The sequence below is a fragment of the Sphingobium nicotianae genome, assembly GCF_018603885.1.
GTDB lineage: Bacteria > Pseudomonadota > Alphaproteobacteria > Sphingomonadales > Sphingomonadaceae > Sphingobium > Sphingobium nicotianae.
This window is the reverse complement of the sequence record NZ_JAHGAW010000005.1, coordinates 50,696-65,692: the sequence shown is the minus strand read 5'-3', so window position 1 is coordinate 65,692 and position 14,997 is coordinate 50,696. Positions and strand designations below refer to the sequence as shown.

The following is a 14,997-nucleotide window of genomic DNA, read 5'->3' as shown; positions in this document are numbered from 1 at the left end:
TGCTCAGGCGGCCAGATCGAGCCCCTCGAGACGCAGCAGATATTCCTTCGCCTCTAGGCCGCCGGCAAAGCCGGTGAGCGTGCCGTTGGTGCCGATCACCCGGTGGCAGGGCGCGACGATCGAGATGGGATTGCGGCCATTGGCGGCACCCACTGCGCGGAATGCGGTCGGCGCCCCGATCGCGCCGGCGATCTGCGCATAGCTGCGTGTTTCGCCGAAGGGGATGGCCAGCAGTGCGGCCCAGACCCGCTTCTGGAAATCCGTGCCGTGGAAATCGAGCGGCAGATCGAAGCTCGTGCGATCTCCCGCGAAATAGGCAGCGAGTTGGCGCGCGGCCTCCTCCAGCACCGGATGATCCGCAGCCTCGACCCGTGGCGCCAGGCGCACGCGCGCGGGATCGTCATTCTCCCACAGGATCGCCGCGAGCCCCTTGTCGCTCGCGACCAGGGTGAGCTGGCCCACCGGGGAAGCCGTCGTCCTGGTTACATAGGTCATGTCTCGTCTCCGTCTGTTGTCCTGGATGACTACAGGACCGGGATCAAGATGGCTTCCCGTGGCTTGCGCCCAAAACGCGACCCCGGGGCGACAATATATTGTGTATCTGGCCAAGCTCAGCACACATCAGCCTGCTTGACTTGACCTGATTCGTTGCCTAAACGTTCCCCGTCCGTTCCATATTCGCGGGGACCCGCTCATGCTGACTGCCAAGCAACAACAACTGCTCAGCTACATCAAGCAGCATCTCGATCAGGGCGGCGTCTCGCCGAGCTTCGAGGAAATGAAGGAGGCGCTCGACCTCAAGTCGAAATCGGGCATCCACCGCCTGATCAGCGCGCTCGAGGAGCGCGGCTTCATCCGCCGGCTCGCCAATCGCGCCCGCGCGCTGGAGATCGTCAAGCTGCCCGAGGGCATGGCGCTCGCCCCTGCCCGGCCGGCTCCGGCCCCGACGGCCGATATCGTGCCGTTGCGCAAGCCGGTGCCACAGATGCCGGCGCGCGGCACACCGATCGCCGCCAACGACGTGATTGAAATCCCTCTGCATGGCCGCATCGCCGCCGGCGTGCCGATCGAGGCGATGGAAGGCCAGACCATGCTCTCCGTTCCGGCCGCACTGCTCGGTGCGGGCGATCATTACGCGCTGGAGGTCTCCGGCGATTCCATGATCGAGGCCGGCATCTTCGATGGCGACTTCGCGCTCATCCAGCGCACCGAGACGGCGCGCGACGGCCAGATCGTGGTAGCGCTGATCGACGAGAGCGAAGCGACGCTCAAATATTTCCATCCCGAGGGCCGCAGGATCCGGCTCGATCCCGCCAATCGCGACTATGAGCCGCAGATCTACGACGCCCGTCAGGTGCGCATCCAGGGCCGGCTTGCCGGATTGCTGCGTCGTTACAATTGATCTTGCCGGCCCTTCGCATATCCGTGAAAATACCCAGCGGGGGGATCGACCGGCGACCGTCAGCCCGATAGCCTGATTCCGGCACGAAGGGATGCCGGGAGAGGATCATGCAAGAAGAGATCGACCGTCTGCACGTGGAAATCGACCGCCTGCGCGCCGATGTCGCGGCGCTGGGCGCGCGGGCGGCCAAGGCCGACGACTATGTCGAGATCTGCAACCTGCAGGCGGCCTATGGCTATTATGTCGACAAGGGACGCTGGGACGATGCGGCCGCCCTCTTCACGGCGGACGGCACGCTGGAGCTGGCCGGGCGCGGCGTCTATGTCGGGCGCGAGCGGGTGCGCGCCTATCTTCACCATCTGCCGCCCTATGGACATGGCGTGCTCTACAATCACATGCAGTTGCAGCCCGTCATCCATATCGACACGGAGGGGCGGACCGCAAAGGGGAGATGGCGCAGCTTCATGATGGTCGGCAGGCTGGGCGCCGAGGCGCGCTGGGGCGAAGCGACCTACGAGAATGCATATAAGGTCGAGAACGGCAAGTGGCGCATCGCACTGCTGCACGGATACATGAACATCTACACCGACTATGAGCAGGGCTGGCACAAGGGCGGCGTCAAGCTGCTCCGCTCGATCGAAGGCCTCGCGCCCGACCGGCCGCCGACCATGGCGTATGAAGCCTATCCCGATCCGCTGATCGCACCCTATCACTACGAGGAAGTCTAGAAGCGGGGCGAGGACGCGCGGACCAGCCAAGGATGCCGGTCCCGCGGATCACGCCCGCCGATCACCCGACGATCCTTCAGCATTATCAGCACGCCCCCCATCCGGCTCAGCACCGGCCGGTCGAGCTTGATCCAGCGCGGTGTGCAACCGCGGGGTAGCAGGCGATCGGCAATGGCAAGGTCGGCCCGCGCGCAGGCGGCAACCATATCCTCCCATGGCAACCGCAGGCTCGAACGCGTCACCAGAAGATGGACTGGCTCGGTCGCCGGCACGGGCAATATGACCTCGCACAGATCCGGCGAGCAATCCGCTCCATCCGTTTCCGCCAGGGCTGCGAACTCGCCTTCGTAGGCCGCCGCTTCGGCCAGAGCATCACGCACATAATCGCCCGCCCGGTCACGCAGCAGCGCCATGCCGCCGCCCGGCATATGGAGCGCGACGTGGCGACCATCGGCGGTGACCAGCAAGTCCGCCTCCGGCGCGGTGAGGGTGAGGGCCAGCCCGATGACCGCCAGCGGCGCGCCCAGCCAGCGCACCCGGCCGTGCCAGAGCATCATCCACAAAAAGCCTGCCATGGTGAGCACGAAGGCGCCGTCGCCGCCGACCGGGACTGCCATCGTCGCATAGGGCTGGGCGGCGACCAGATGCGCGACGCCGAGCAGCAATCGCAGCGCGGAACCCACGACCCACCAGGCCGGAGCGCCCAACCCCACGACATCGAGCAGCAGCGCCAGCGCCTCCGCCGGCATGACCACGAAGCTGGTCAGCGGAATGGCGATCATGTTCGCCCCCGCGCCGAGCAGCCCGGCGCGGTGGAAATGCGCCAGAGCGATCGGCGCCAGCACGATCTCGACGGTGAGGCCGGTGACCAGCAGAACCGCGCCATGACGCGCGAATCGCCGCAGCCGGCTTTCCTCGCGCGGCTCGAACAGCGCGCGCGCGGGCGGATATTCATAGAGCGCGACGATCGCCGTCACTGCGGCGAAGCTCATCTGGAAACTCGGCCCGACCACGGCATCCGGCCAGAAGAGCATCACGAACAGGGCGCCGGTGGCGATGAGGCGCAGGCTGATCGCCTCACGCCCGAGCGCCAGTCCACCGATAACCAGCAGTGCCGCGATACAGGAGCGCACCGTCGGCACCTGCGCGCCGGTGAGCAGCGTATAGCCGATCCCCGCAGCGGCGCCCGCGCAGGCCGCGATCAGGATGATCGGCCAGTGCAGCGCGAGCCGCTGCGACAGCGCCAGCAGGCGATAAACGAGGAAGATTACCCCCGAAATCAGGGCCGAGACATGCAACCCGCTGATCGAGAGCAGATGCGCGAGGCCGCTACGACGCATTGCCTCGGCATCCGCCTCGCTGATCCCGTTCTGGTCGCCGGTCGCGAGGGTGATGGCGATCGCCTTCTCACCGCCCGATAGCCGTGTCGCGATATGGGCAGCGAGCCGCTCCCGCAGACCCGGCCCGCCGCCGCTCGCCGCGACCAGCTGTACCGAGCCGAGCGCGCGGCCGGACGCGCCGATTCCGTCGAAATAGGCGCGCTCCGCATAATCATAGCCGCCAGGCAGCGCTTGCGGGGCGGGCGGCATCAGGCGCGCCCGCACCGCGATGCGGTCACCCGCCACCAGCCCCGTCGGCACCTCTTCCGGCTTGGCGTTGACGCGCACCCGCTCGGGCAGATCCGGCCGATCGACCGGCGACAGATCGAGCCGGATCAGGCTGCGAGCCGCCAGCGGATCGACGCTGCGCACTTGCGCGGTCAGATCGACCACCGCCGCATGGGCCAGCGGCGGCGCGCCGACCAGCATCGCCTTGGCCCAGACCAGCAGGCATCCCGCTGCCAGCAGCACCGATGCCGCCGCCAGCACCTGCGCCAGACGGCCGCCCCGAGCGATTACGCCGATCGCCAGAGCGATCCCGAGCCAGGCCATCACCCAAGCGATCCAGCTCTGCGGCGTCGGCAGCGCGAACCAGGCGCAGATACCCGCGCCGAGCGCCACCGGCACCCACAGCGGCAGTTGCGCACGCTCGGCTTCCAGCAGCGTCTCCACACGCGCGAGCCAGCCTTCGGCGCGCCCCTTGCTGCGCCGCAACAGAGGCATTTGTCGCAGCGAAAAAGCCGTGCTAGGGGCTGCGTCGTTCAAATGATTACCCCCTTCCCCCGGAGCATTGTTTAGCGTGAGCGACGCAACGAAAACAACGGACAAGGTCGTCACACGCTTCGCCCCTTCGCCGACGGGCTATCTGCACATCGGCGGCGCGCGCACGGCGCTGTTCAATTATCTCTTCGCCCGCCACCATGGCGGCAAGTTCCTGCTCCGCATCGAGGATACCGACCGCGCCCGCTCGACCGAGCCGGCGATCGCGGCGATCTTCGACGGCCTCGCCTGGCTCGGCCTGGCCGGCGACGAGGAGCCGGTCTTCCAGTTCGCGCGCGCCGCACGCCACGCTGAGGTCGCCAACCAGATGCTGGCGGCGGGTCATGCCTATAAATGCTTCGCCACCCAGGAGGAGCTGGCCGAGCTGCGCGAGCAGCAGCGCGCCGCCAAGCAGCCAATGCGCTATGACGGCCGCTGGCGCGACCGCGATGCGGCTGAGGGCGGCGACAAGCCTTTCGTCATCCGCCTGAAGGCGCCGCGCGAGGGCGAGACGGTGATCGAGGATGCGGTGCAAGGCCGCGTCGTTGTGCAGAATGCCGAGCTCGACGACATGATCCTGCTCCGCTCGGACGGCACGCCGACCTACATGCTCGCCGTGGTGGTCGATGATCACGACATGGGCGTCACCCATGTCATCCGCGGCGACGACCATCTCAACAACGCTTTCCGTCAGCTCGGAATCATCAAGGCGATGGGTTGGCCCGAGCCGGTCTATGCGCATATCCCGCTGATTCATGGGCCGGACGGCGCCAAGCTCTCGAAGCGGCACGGCGCGATGGGCGTCGACGCTTATCGCGACAAGCTCGGCATGCTGCCCGAGGCCGTCGACAATTATCTGCTGCGCCTGGGCTGGGGCCATGGCGACGAGGAGATCATCTCCACCGAGCGCGCGATCGAGCTGTTCGATCTGCCCGGCGTCGGCCGCTCGCCCTCCCGCTTCGACATTAAGAAGCTGGAGAGCATCAACGCGCATTATATCCGCGAGGCCGATCCGGCCCGTCTCGCCGCCCTCGTGGCCGAACGCATGCCTCCCCTGGGCGACAATGCCGCGGCCGAGCGGCTGCACCGGCTGATCGCCATCATGCCCGAGCTTCAGCCCCGCGCGAAGACCGTCATCGAGTTGCTGGAAGGCGCCGCCTTCCTCTTCGTCGCCCGGCCGATTCCTGTCGACGAGGCCGCGGCAAAATTGCTAGACGACAACGCGCGGACCTTGCTCAAGACCGTGGCCGATCGCCTACGCGCGCTTCCGGAATGGACGCTGGAGGAGATCGAGACCGTGGTGAGGACCGTGGCAGAGGACGCCGGACTCGGTCTGGGCAAGGTGGCACAACCGCTGCGCGCCGCGTTAACCGGGCGAACAACTTCGCCGGGTATATTCGACGTGCTCCTGCACCTTGGACGGGAAGAGACGCTTGGCCGCCTGGATGACCAGGCACAGGCGTGACGGATGCACAATGAACGGGCCGCGAATTGAGAGAAAAGGGTGACGGAATGAGCGACAGCACAGTCAAGCTGGGTGTTGACGGCAAGGATCTCGACCTGGCCGTGATCGAAGGATCGGTCGGCCCGAAGGTCATCGACATTCGCAAGCTCTATGCCCAGACGGGCATGTTCACTTATGATCCCGGCTTCACCTCGACGGCGAGCTGCGACTCCGCGCTGACCTTCATCGACGGCGACGAGGGCGTGCTGCTGCATCGCGGCTATTCGATCGAGGAGCTCTCGGAAGAATCCAGCTTCATGGAAGTGGCCTATCTGCTGCTGCGTGGCGAGTTGCCCTCCAAGGACCAGCTTTCGGATTTCGAGGGCACGATCACGCGCCACACCATGGTGCACGAGCAGCTGTCGACCTTCTATCGTGGCTTTCGTCGCGATGCGCATCCGATGGCGATCATGTGCGGCGTCGTCGGGGCACTCTCGGCCTTCTATCATGACTCGACCGACATCACCGATCCCAAGCAGCGCATGATCGCGAGCCATCGCCTGATCGCCAAGATGCCGACGCTGGCAGCGATGGCCTATAAATATTCGGTCGGCCAGCCCTTCATCTATCCGCGCAACGACCTCTCCTACACCGGCAATTTCCTGCGCATGACCTTCTCGGTTCCGGCCGAGGAATATGAGGTCAATCCGATCATCGAGAAGGCCCTGGACCGGATCTTCATCCTCCACGCCGATCACGAGCAGAATGCTTCGACCTCGACCGTGCGCCTCGCCGGCTCATCGGGCGCCAATCCCTTCGCCTGCATCGCGGCGGGCATCGCCTGCCTGTGGGGCCCGGCGCATGGCGGCGCCAACGAGGCCGCGCTCAATATGCTGCGCGAGATCGGCACGCCGGACCGCATCCCATCCTACATCGCGCGTGCCAAGAACAAGGACGACCCTTTCCGCCTGATGGGCTTCGGCCACCGCGTCTACAAGAATTACGACCCGCGCGCGACCGTCATGCAGAAGACGGTGCGCGAGGTGCTGACCGCGCTCAACGTCAGCGATCCGGTGTTCGACGTCGCGCTGCAGCTCGAAGAGATGGCGCTGCACGACGATTATTTCATCGAGAAGAAGCTGTTCCCCAACGTCGACTTCTATTCGGGCATCATCCTCTCGGCGATCGGCTTCCCGACCGACATGTTCACCGTCCTCTTCGCCCTCGCTCGCACCGTGGGATGGGTCGCGCACTGGAATGAAATGATCTCCGATCCCGCCCAGAAGATCGGCCGCCCCCGCCAGCTCTACACCGGCCCGGCGCAGCGGCCCTATGTGCCGGTGGAGAAGCGCTGACACCGCGCACCATCAATGATCCACCGTTCGCCCCGAGCTTATGAAAGGGCGAACGGCTTTGGGACGCACTGGCGGACGGCCAGCTAGCTGGATTCAGGAAAACAGGCTGCGCGGACGGATTCGAGCGGTCATCCCTGGCAAGCCATCTTGTCAAACCGGCGGTCCGGATTGCCCAAAGGTCACAGCAGGGCCACACTATCAGCGACGATACATGCCGCGTGCCCGCCCGCATGCCGCTATATACAAGATGAGAAGGAGCCGGAGGATGGCATGCCCCGACTCGTCATGCTTCAACGCGAGCCAATAGGACAGCCCGATTTCGCATGGCGTAAGGACCTAGCGGCGCCTCCCCGAGATGTTCTGCGGCCGACAATGCCGGACGACGCCGACCTTTGACCCGGACGGCAATTCGCTGGTCCTGCCTCAGCTCGACGCAGACTGGCCGTTAGCGATTAGGCCTGACCCAATCGCGATCCGGCAGTTTGCAGGTCTCGCAGTGCCGCCAGCAGACCAGCCCCGGCAGCGCCTCCCGTGGCCGCAGGCCCGGCACCGGGTGCAGGCCTTCCATGATCTCGGGCGAGATGCCTTCAGGCGCGGCGCTATGGTGACACTTCAGACAATTGCGCCGATAACTCGCCCGGGTCAGCCCGGAATGATCCTCCTGAGCAAGCGAGTGGCCGGGCAACACGGCGACGATCGCAAGGCAGACGGCCATTCCAATGCACAAGCTACGCCACGGCGCAGCGATTCCCGTGTTCGACCGAAGTGCCATGCCCGCCCCCGCTCGCGAAACGACGAAACAGGCTTGGCATTAAATAGGACAAATGTCCAATATGTCGGCGTCTAGCTAGTAAGTCGACGCTATCCTCAGGCCGCCTTGCGGCCCTTCGCCAACTTCTTGAGCAGCATGTCGCGCTTCAGGCGCGAGAGATGGTCGATGAAGAGAATGCCCTCGAGATGGTCCATCTCGTGCTGGAGACAGGTCGACATGAGCTCGTCCAGCTCTTCCTCATGGATGCGGCCCTGCCGGTCCATCCAGCTCGCGCGGATGCGCGCGGGCCGCTCGACCTCGGCATATTGATCGGGCACCGAAAGACAGCCCTCGTTATAGACCGAGATTTCGGGAGAGAATTCCACGATCTGCGGATTGATGAACACCATCGGCCGCTTGACCGCAGGTGCGCCCTCCTCGTCCGATTCCGGCTCTTGCAGGTCGATCACCAGCACTCGCTTGGGTACGCCGACCTGGATCGCGGCGAGGCCGATGCCGGGTGCGGCATACATCGTCTCGAACATGTCGTCGATCAGCACCTGCAGCTCATCGTCGATCGCTTCGACCGGCGTCGAAATGGTCCGCAGCAGCGGATCGGGAGTCTCTATGATCGGACGAATGGCCATGGCCGGGAGATATGAAACCCACGCCCCAAGATCAAGCGTCCATGTTGATGCTTTGTTCCGATCAGGGTGATCGACGGGCGCGCCCCCGCCCTCGCACCGATTCTGTTTAAGCCCAGATCATTGGTGCATCTCACCAGATCTTGGTGGAAATTTTCACGACAACCGATCGTGAATCTTCTCATAATCCCTGAAATTCAACATATTATGTGTTTGGCATGGATAGTGCACCAACACAGAGGCAGGTCGATTTGGCCATGCCAAACACAAGCGTTTTCAGGAGTTCCGAATGTCGAAGTTCGTCATCAACCCCCTCGCCCTCCTCGCCGCGCCGCTGCTCGCCACCGCCATCCTGGCCGCGCCCGCCATGGCGCAGCCGGCCGAGCAGGCCGGCGGTCAGCTCAAGGTCGAGGTCAAGGACCATAAGGGTAAAACGCTCTATTGCGTCACGCAACAGGTCACGGGCTCGATCATGCCCCAGAAGACATGCCGCACGCGCGCCCAGTGGATCGAGGCTGGCGCCACTTTTCGCACAACCGCCAAGCTCGCGCTGAACGAGACCGAGGCGAACAAGCGCGACTGAGCTCGGTATGATCGGCGTCGCGCATCCCTCCCGCGCGGCGCCGGCCGATTAGGGTTATATGCTTAGCCGATGGGCCGCCGCGCCCGGAGCGCCTGTGCCAGCGTGCCCTCATCGAGATAGTCAAGTTCGCCGCCGACCGGTACGCCGTGCGCGAGCTGGGTCAGCCGGATCGGATAGGATTCCAGCCGTTCGGCGATGTAATGCGCGGTGGTCTGGCCCTCCAGCGTCGCGTTCATCGCCAGCACCACCTCGTCGATGCCGCCCGCCGCGACGCGCTGGATGAGCGCGGCGATCGACAGATCCTCCGGCCGCACGCCGTCCAGCGCAGAGAGCCGCCCGCCCAGAACATGGAAACGCCCCGGAAAGAGCCGTGACTTGTCCAGCGCCCAGAGGTCGGCGACATCCTCCACGACGCACAGCGCGCGCGCATCACGCCGCGGATCGGAGCACACGCCGCAGGGATCGACCGTGTCGACATTCCCGCACACCGAGCAATGTACCATGTTTGCGTTGACGCTCTCCAGCGCGCGCAGCAGCGGGGTCAGCGCGGTGTCGCGCCGCTGGAGCAGATGCAGCACCGCACGGCGGGCCGATCTGGGGCCAAGTCCGGGCAGTCGGGCGAGCGCCTGGGTCAGGGCATCGATTTCGGGAGAGGACATGGCGCTCAAATAGGGGCTTGCGCTCGCGCGTTACAAGCGTTTCAGCAGCGCCATGCGGATCATCTTCATGGGAACGCCGGATTTCGCGGTGCCGACACTCGATACGCTGATCGCAGCCGGGCACGAGATCGTCGCGGTCTATACCCAGCCGCCTCGCCCTGCCGGCCGCGGCAAGGCGCAGCGTCCAAGCCCGGTGCAGGCGCGCGCCCAGGCGCTCGGCCTCCCCGTCCGCTCGCCCGCATCGCTTCGGGATGCGGCAGAGCAGGATGCGTTCGACGAACTCGATGCCGAAGTGGCGGTGGTCGCCGCTTATGGCCTCATCCTGCCGCTGGCGGTGTTGCATGCGCCGCGCCTCGGCTGCCTCAACGTCCACGCCTCGCTCCTCCCCCGCTGGCGCGGCGCCGCGCCGATCCAGCGAGCGATCCTGGCGGGTGACGTGGAGACCGGCGTCACCATCATGGCGATGGGTAAAGGCCTCGACACCGGGCCGATGCTGGCCAGGGTGACGACGCCCGTCGCGGGCAAGACCGCCGGCGAGTTGACCGAGGAGCTGGCGCGAAGCGGCGCGGCGTTGATGGCGCAGGTGCTCGCCGATATTGGCGCCTATCCGCCCGTCGTGCAGCCGGAGGACGGGGTCACATATGCCGCCAAGATCGACAAGGCCGAGAGTCGGATCGATTTCTCGGCCGGGCCGATCCAGGCCGAGCGACAGCTGCGGGCCTTCAATCCAACGCCCGGTGCCTGGACCGCGCTGGGCGAGGAACGGATCAAGATCCTCGCCGCGACGATCGATGCAGCACCGGGCCAGCCGGGCTTCGTCCTGGATGATGCGCTGCTGATCGGCTGCGGCAACGGCTCACTTCGGCCGACCCTCGTGCAGCGGGCCGGCAAGGGCGTCATGAGCGCCGAGGAGCTGCTGCGCGGCTTCCCCATCCCCGCTGGCACCCGGCTGGCATGAGCCGGTTCGCCTTCACTGTGGAGTTTGACGGCCGGCCCTATATGGGCTGGCAGCGGCAGGCCCATGGCGCCACCGTTCAGCAATGCATCGAGGAAGCGCTCGGCCGCATCACCGGCACGGAACCAGTGATCCATTGCGCGGGCCGCACCGATGCCGGCGTTCATGCGCTCGGCATGCGCGCCCATGTCGATCTCGACAAGGAGATCGCCCCCTTTCGCCTGATGGAAGCGCTCAATGCCCATCTGCGTCCCGAACCAATCGCGATCTTGGGCTGCGAGGTCGTGCCGGAGGACTGGCACGCCCGCTTCTCCTGCATCGCGCGCGCTTACGAATATCGCATCCGCAATCGCCGCGCACCGCTCACGGTCGAAGCGGGTCTCGTCTGGCGGGTGCCGCAGGTGCTGGATAGCGAGGCCATGCACGAGGCCGCCCAACAGCTCCTCGGCCGCCACGACTTCACCACGTTCCGCTCAGCTCACTGCCAGGCCGACAGTCCGGTGCGCACCCTCGACCGGCTCGACGTGACCCGCGCGGGCGAGCGCATCACTGTCCAGGCCCAGGCGCGCAGCTTCCTGCATCACCAGGTGCGCTCGATGGTTGGCTGCCTGGCGCTGGTCGGCATGGGGACATGGTCGGTGGCGGATCTCAAGGCGGCGCTCGACGCCCGCGACCGCGCCGCGCTCGGCCACAATGCGCCGCCGGATGGGCTCTACTTCATGCGAGCCGATTACCCGGGGTGATACGGTCCTAAGACAATCTAAAGGGATGACGCATAAATTCGTGTCCGAACGATTGGCGACATATGCGCCAACGACGGAACCGGTCGCATGGAAGTCGATTTCCTGAAGGCCGAGCACGCCGCCCTGATGGATCTGCGGGCTCGATTGCTGAACCTGCTGGACGGCCCGCCCGATCCAGCCGTCGTCACGCAACTGCGCGCGACGATGAACCGCATCCTCCTCAGCCATCTCGCCAAGGAAGATGCGCATCTCTATCCCTATCTCAAGCGCGATCCCGAAACGGCACCGGTCGCCGAGCGCTTCGAGCGCGAACTGGGCGGCCTCGCCCTGAGCTGGGGGGCACTGATGACCGACTGGACACCCGAGCGGATCGCGACGGACTGGCGCGGCTTTGGCGCGACGGCGCGCCCGGTGCTCGATATGCTGGCCGAGCGCGCCCGACGCGAGGAGGAAGAACTGTACCCCCTTCTCGCGAAGAAGGGCTGGTCGGACGCAGCTTAGCAGGACTCCGCTCGCAGGGAGGGCACGGAACGAGCTTTTTTGCCGTCTAGTCGACACGGACGATGAGCTTGCCAGTAACGTGGCCCGATTGGCTGGCCTCCTGGGCCTCCCTTGCCCGATCGAGCGGATAGGTCCGCTCTATGCGCAGCGTGAAAGCGCCGATCGCGCACAGGTGCGCCATGTTGGCAAACAGCCGGACGGGATCGGCCGGCGGCCCCCGCGAGAATTTCGCGCCATATTGCTCGGCCGAGAAGTCGGCGACGGACAGGACGCGCCGGGGATCGCCGACGATGCGGATCAGCTCAGGAATGATCCCCGAGCCGGCGACGTCGATCGCGGCATCGACGCCCGCTGGCGCCAGTGCGCGCAGGCGCGCCTCCAGCCCGGCGCCATAACTGGTGGGCATGGCGGCAAGGGTGCGAAGATAGTCGTGCTTCGCCGCGCTCGCGGTGCCGATCACGGCAATGCCGCGCCGCTTCGCCAGTTGCAGGATCGCGGTGCCGACGCCGCCCGCTGCGCCGCTGACCAGCAGGGTCTGCCCCTCCCCGACACCGACCTGATCGAGCGCGCGAGTGGCAGTGTCCGAGATCACCGGCAGACCCGCCGCAACCTCGAACGAGAGATCGTCAGGCTTTTTCGCCCAATGCGTGAGGATCGCCTGTTCGGCCATCATGGCGACGCCAAATCCGAACACCGCGTCACCGGTCGCGACGTCGGTGACGCCCGCGCCGAGCTGGTCCACGATGCCTGCGCCTTCCACGCCCAGGCCGGCAGGGAAATCCACCTCCTCGAAGGCGCGATATTGCCCTTCGCGCCGTTTCCAGTCGGAGGGGTTTACCCCGGCGGCACGAACCCTGATCCGGACCTCGCCGGGTCCGGCATGGGGTGCCTCGACCTCGACCATGTGCAGCACCTCGGGACCGCCATATGTCTGGAATTCAATCGCCTTCATCCTTGCGCTCCAACTGTCACGGCGTCGGGTAACGCCCGGAAAGTGCCTGTGGCCGGCAGGCCAGAGACGAATTGTTTGGAGACGCTGGCCGACCATCGCGAACGGATGATTGGCTTGTATTCGAACGATGAGGGTAAGAGACCTATCCTCGATCAGTCGTTTTTCGCGACATTGTTCATGTAAAGCGGCCGCGTGGACGAAGCAACCTCAACGCTGTGTCGCCAGCGATCCGCCCGCCTCACCCCAGCCCGAACAGTCGCCCCAGCGACTTGTCGAGCATCACCAGTTGCCAGAGCAGCCGGCCATGGTCCGACGTGCCGTTGCGATGCGCCTCGGCGAGCCGCGCGATGCGGCGCATGTCGAACCATTCGGTACGCGCCAGCGCCGACCCACCGGCGATCGCCCGCGCCTCGCTGGCGAGCGCGCCGCGGAACCAGTCGCTGATCGGCGTGACGAAGCCCATCTTCTGTCGATAGAGAATGTCCATCGGTAGCATGTCTTCCATCGTTTTCTTGAGCAGATATTTGCCGGACTTGCCGTGGATGCGCTGGCGCACCGGCAAGCGCGCGGCGAACTCGATCAGGCGATGGTCGAGCAAGGGTTCGCGCGCTTCAAGGCTGACCGCCATGCTCATCCGGTCGGTTTTGGTGAGGATGTCGCCGGGCAGCCAGATCTTGAGATCGGCATATTGCGCGCGGTCGATCGAGTCGCGCGTGGGCGCATCGCGCATCGCCTTGATGTAGCGATCCTCGGCACGATGGCCGTTGAACGCCGCCTTGGCTTCGTCGGTGAAGAGCTGCGCGCGGATCGCGGCGGGCGTGATGCTGACCGAGGCGGCATAGGCCTCGGCGCCATCGGCCGCGAGCCCCTGAAAGGTCGATTTGGCGCGCAGGAAGCGCGGCGCCCAGTCCGCCTTGGGATAGAGGCTGCCGAGCGTGCCGAACAGGCCGCGCCGCACCGGCCCCGGGATGAGGCGGCGGATCATCTCCTCACGATGCTGGAAGAGATGGCGCCGATAGCCGGCAAAGCCCTCGTCCGCGCCGTCGCCCGACAGAGCCACCGTCACATTCTCGCGCGCCAGCTCGCAGACCCGATAGGTCGGCAGGGCGGAGGCATCGGCGAAGGGCTCGTCGAAATGGCCGGCGATCGTGTCGATCAGGCCATAATCGTCGGGCGAGACGATCCGCGTGCGATGGTCGGTGCCGAAGCGCCGTGCGATCCGCTCGGCATAGTCGGTCTCGTCGAGCGCCGCGACGTCGAAGCCGATCGTGCAGGTCTTGACCGGCTGGCTGCTGACCTCCGCCATCAGCGCGACCACGGTGCTGCTGTCCACGCCACCGGATAGGAAGGCGCCGAGCGGCACGTCCGCCACCATGCGCGAGCGCACGGCGTCGCGCAGGCGCGCCAACAGCTCGTCCTCGAGATCCTCCTGCCGGCCCTTCTCGCGATCGGCAAAGCTGATGTCCCAGTAGCGCCGCGGTGCCGGCAGCGGACGGCCCCGGACAACGAGCAAGGTCTCTCCGGCTCCGAGCTTCTTGACGCCCTTCACGATCGACGTGTCGTCTGGCACATAGCCAAACGCCAGATAATCCTCGACCGCGCTGAGCTCCGGCTCGCGCCGCATCGCGGGATGGGCGAGCAGGCCCTTCATCTCCGAAGCGAAGATCAGACCTCCGTCGGACAGGCTCGCATAGTGCAGCGGTTTGACCCCGAACCGGTCGCGCGCCAGCCACAGCGACTGGGTGCGCGCGTCATACAGCGCCAGCGCGAACATGCCGTGCAGATGCTCGACACAGGCCTCGCCCCATTGCCGCCAGCCATGCAGAATGACCTCGGTGTCGCTCTCGGTATGGAAGACATGGCCGCGCGCTTCCAACTCCGCGCGCAACTCGCGATAATTGTAGATCTCGCCATTATAGGTGACGGTGACGTCGCCCTCGGCGGTCTGCATCGGCTGGGCACCACCGCCCAGATCGATGATCGACAGGCGCAGATGGCCGAAGCCGACGCCCGGCCCCGTCCAGGCTCCCGTCCCGTCCGGCCCGCGATAGGCCATCGGCGCGAGCATGGCGCGCACACGCCCCTCATCGACCGGCTTGGCCGTCTGGACGTGAAAGATCCCCGCGATGCCGCACATGGCGA

15 protein-coding genes are annotated in these 14,997 nt (G+C 65.9%); 8 read left to right on the top strand and 7 right to left on the bottom strand.

The window, feature by feature from the left end; translation table 11 throughout:
• Window positions 1-3 precede the first annotated feature (3 nt).
• A complete protein-coding gene (locus tag KK488_RS08370) occupies window positions 4-495 on the bottom strand; it encodes a methylated-DNA--[protein]-cysteine S-methyltransferase (protein WP_214622714.1) in 492 nt (163 codons plus the stop codon).
• 199 nt (window positions 496-694) lie between these two features.
• Here KK488_RS08370 and lexA point away from each other — a divergent pair, with 199 nt between their 5' ends.
• Both lexA and KK488_RS08360 read left to right on the top strand, forming a co-directional pair.
• Window positions 695-1,402: a transcriptional repressor LexA gene (gene lexA, locus KK488_RS08365; RefSeq protein ID WP_214622713.1), complete on the top strand. Its 708-nt coding sequence runs from the start codon at window positions 695-697 to the stop codon at window positions 1,400-1,402.
• Between the two features lie 107 nt (window positions 1,403-1,509).
• Window positions 1,510-2,130, top strand: a complete 621-nt coding sequence (locus KK488_RS08360) for a nuclear transport factor 2 family protein (protein WP_214622712.1) — start codon at window positions 1,510-1,512, stop codon at window positions 2,128-2,130.
• On the opposite strand, the gene KK488_RS08355 is transcribed toward KK488_RS08360, so the two are convergent.
• On the bottom strand, window positions 2,127-4,232 hold the full coding sequence (locus tag KK488_RS08355) for a ComEC/Rec2 family competence protein (RefSeq protein WP_214622711.1): 2,106 nt from the start codon (window positions 4,230-4,232) through the stop codon (window positions 2,127-2,129). The genes KK488_RS08360 and KK488_RS08355 overlap by 4 nt on opposite strands.
• 76 nt (window positions 4,233-4,308) lie before the next feature.
• Here KK488_RS08355 and gltX point away from each other — a divergent pair, with 76 nt between their 5' ends.
• Both gltX and KK488_RS08345 read left to right on the top strand, forming a co-directional pair.
• A complete protein-coding gene (gene gltX / locus KK488_RS08350; protein ID WP_214622710.1) occupies window positions 4,309-5,733 on the top strand; it encodes a glutamate--tRNA ligase in 1,425 nt (474 codons plus the stop codon).
• A 47-nt stretch (window positions 5,734-5,780) separates the two neighbouring features.
• Complete coding sequence (locus tag KK488_RS08345) at window positions 5,781-7,067, top strand: citrate synthase (protein ID WP_214622709.1); 1,287 nt, start codon at window positions 5,781-5,783, stop codon at window positions 7,065-7,067.
• A 445-nt stretch (window positions 7,068-7,512) separates the two neighbouring features.
• On the opposite strand, the gene KK488_RS08340 is transcribed toward KK488_RS08345, so the two are convergent.
• The gene (locus tag KK488_RS08340; protein WP_214622708.1) at window positions 7,513-7,782 is read right to left on the bottom strand and encodes a hypothetical protein; all 270 of its coding nucleotides are present in this window, start codon (window positions 7,780-7,782) and stop codon (window positions 7,513-7,515) included.
• 152 nt (window positions 7,783-7,934) lie between these two features.
• Window positions 7,935-8,465, bottom strand: a complete 531-nt coding sequence (gene def, locus KK488_RS08335; RefSeq protein ID WP_214622707.1) for a peptide deformylase — start codon at window positions 8,463-8,465, stop codon at window positions 7,935-7,937.
• Between the two features lie 286 nt (window positions 8,466-8,751).
• Here def and KK488_RS08330 point away from each other — a divergent pair, with 286 nt between their 5' ends.
• Window positions 8,752-9,045 carry a hypothetical protein gene (locus tag KK488_RS08330; RefSeq protein ID WP_214622706.1) on the top strand — a complete coding sequence of 98 codons (294 nt, stop codon included), beginning with the start codon at window positions 8,752-8,754 and terminating at the stop codon, window positions 9,043-9,045.
• 62 nt (window positions 9,046-9,107) lie between these two features.
• Here the strand turns inward: KK488_RS08330 and recR are convergent, their stop codons facing one another.
• On the bottom strand, window positions 9,108-9,704 hold the full coding sequence (gene recR / locus KK488_RS08325; protein ID WP_214622705.1) for a recombination mediator RecR: 597 nt from the start codon (window positions 9,702-9,704) through the stop codon (window positions 9,108-9,110).
• A gap of 52 nt (window positions 9,705-9,756) precedes the next feature.
• Between recR and fmt the strand changes: the two genes are divergently transcribed.
• From fmt to KK488_RS08310, 3 genes are all read left to right on the top strand, one after another.
• On the top strand, window positions 9,757-10,662 hold the full coding sequence (fmt, locus tag KK488_RS08320; RefSeq protein WP_214622704.1) for a methionyl-tRNA formyltransferase: 906 nt from the start codon (window positions 9,757-9,759) through the stop codon (window positions 10,660-10,662).
• A complete protein-coding gene (gene truA / locus KK488_RS08315) occupies window positions 10,659-11,402 on the top strand; it encodes a tRNA pseudouridine(38-40) synthase TruA (RefSeq protein ID WP_214622703.1) in 744 nt (247 codons plus the stop codon). Before fmt ends, truA begins: the two co-directional genes overlap by 4 nt.
• Before the next feature lie 87 nt (window positions 11,403-11,489).
• A complete protein-coding gene (locus KK488_RS08310) occupies window positions 11,490-11,903 on the top strand; it encodes a hemerythrin domain-containing protein (protein ID WP_214622702.1) in 414 nt (137 codons plus the stop codon).
• A gap of 46 nt (window positions 11,904-11,949) precedes the next feature.
• Here the strand turns inward: KK488_RS08310 and KK488_RS08305 are convergent, their stop codons facing one another.
• Window positions 11,950-12,855 carry an NADP-dependent oxidoreductase gene (locus tag KK488_RS08305; protein ID WP_214622701.1) on the bottom strand — a complete coding sequence of 302 codons (906 nt, stop codon included), beginning with the start codon at window positions 12,853-12,855 and terminating at the stop codon, window positions 11,950-11,952.
• A gap of 238 nt (window positions 12,856-13,093) precedes the next feature.
• Window positions 13,094-14,992: an XrtA/PEP-CTERM system amidotransferase gene (locus tag KK488_RS08300; RefSeq protein ID WP_214622700.1), complete on the bottom strand. Its 1,899-nt coding sequence runs from the start codon at window positions 14,990-14,992 to the stop codon at window positions 13,094-13,096.
• Window positions 14,993-14,997: the final 5 nt, after the last annotated feature.

Coding starts and splice junctions, on each gene's coding strand:
- def (WP_214622707.1), bottom strand. CDS start 8,465: ATGGCCATTCGTCCGATCATAGAGACTCCCGATCCGCTGCTGCGGACC.
- truA (WP_214622703.1), top strand. CDS start 10,659: ATGAGCCGGTTCGCCTTCACTGTGGAGTTTGACGGCCGGCCCTATATG.
- KK488_RS08300 (WP_214622700.1), bottom strand. CDS start 14,992: ATGTGCGGCATCGCGGGGATCTTTCACGTCCAGACGGCCAAGCCGGTC.
- KK488_RS08355 (WP_214622711.1), bottom strand. CDS start 4,232: ATGCCTCTGTTGCGGCGCAGCAAGGGGCGCGCCGAAGGCTGGCTCGCG.
- KK488_RS08370 (WP_214622714.1), bottom strand. CDS start 495: ATGACCTATGTAACCAGGACGACGGCTTCCCCGGTGGGCCAGCTCACC.
- KK488_RS08305 (WP_214622701.1), bottom strand. CDS start 12,855: ATGAAGGCGATTGAATTCCAGACATATGGCGGTCCCGAGGTGCTGCAC.
- recR (WP_214622705.1), bottom strand. CDS start 9,704: ATGTCCTCTCCCGAAATCGATGCCCTGACCCAGGCGCTCGCCCGACTG.
- KK488_RS08345 (WP_214622709.1), top strand. CDS start 5,781: ATGAGCGACAGCACAGTCAAGCTGGGTGTTGACGGCAAGGATCTCGAC.
- KK488_RS08330 (WP_214622706.1), top strand. CDS start 8,752: ATGTCGAAGTTCGTCATCAACCCCCTCGCCCTCCTCGCCGCGCCGCTG.
- KK488_RS08310 (WP_214622702.1), top strand. CDS start 11,490: ATGGAAGTCGATTTCCTGAAGGCCGAGCACGCCGCCCTGATGGATCTG.
- lexA (WP_214622713.1), top strand. CDS start 695: ATGCTGACTGCCAAGCAACAACAACTGCTCAGCTACATCAAGCAGCAT.
- KK488_RS08340 (WP_214622708.1), bottom strand. CDS start 7,782: ATGGCCGTCTGCCTTGCGATCGTCGCCGTGTTGCCCGGCCACTCGCTT.
- KK488_RS08360 (WP_214622712.1), top strand. CDS start 1,510: ATGCAAGAAGAGATCGACCGTCTGCACGTGGAAATCGACCGCCTGCGC.
- fmt (WP_214622704.1), top strand. CDS start 9,757: ATGCGGATCATCTTCATGGGAACGCCGGATTTCGCGGTGCCGACACTC.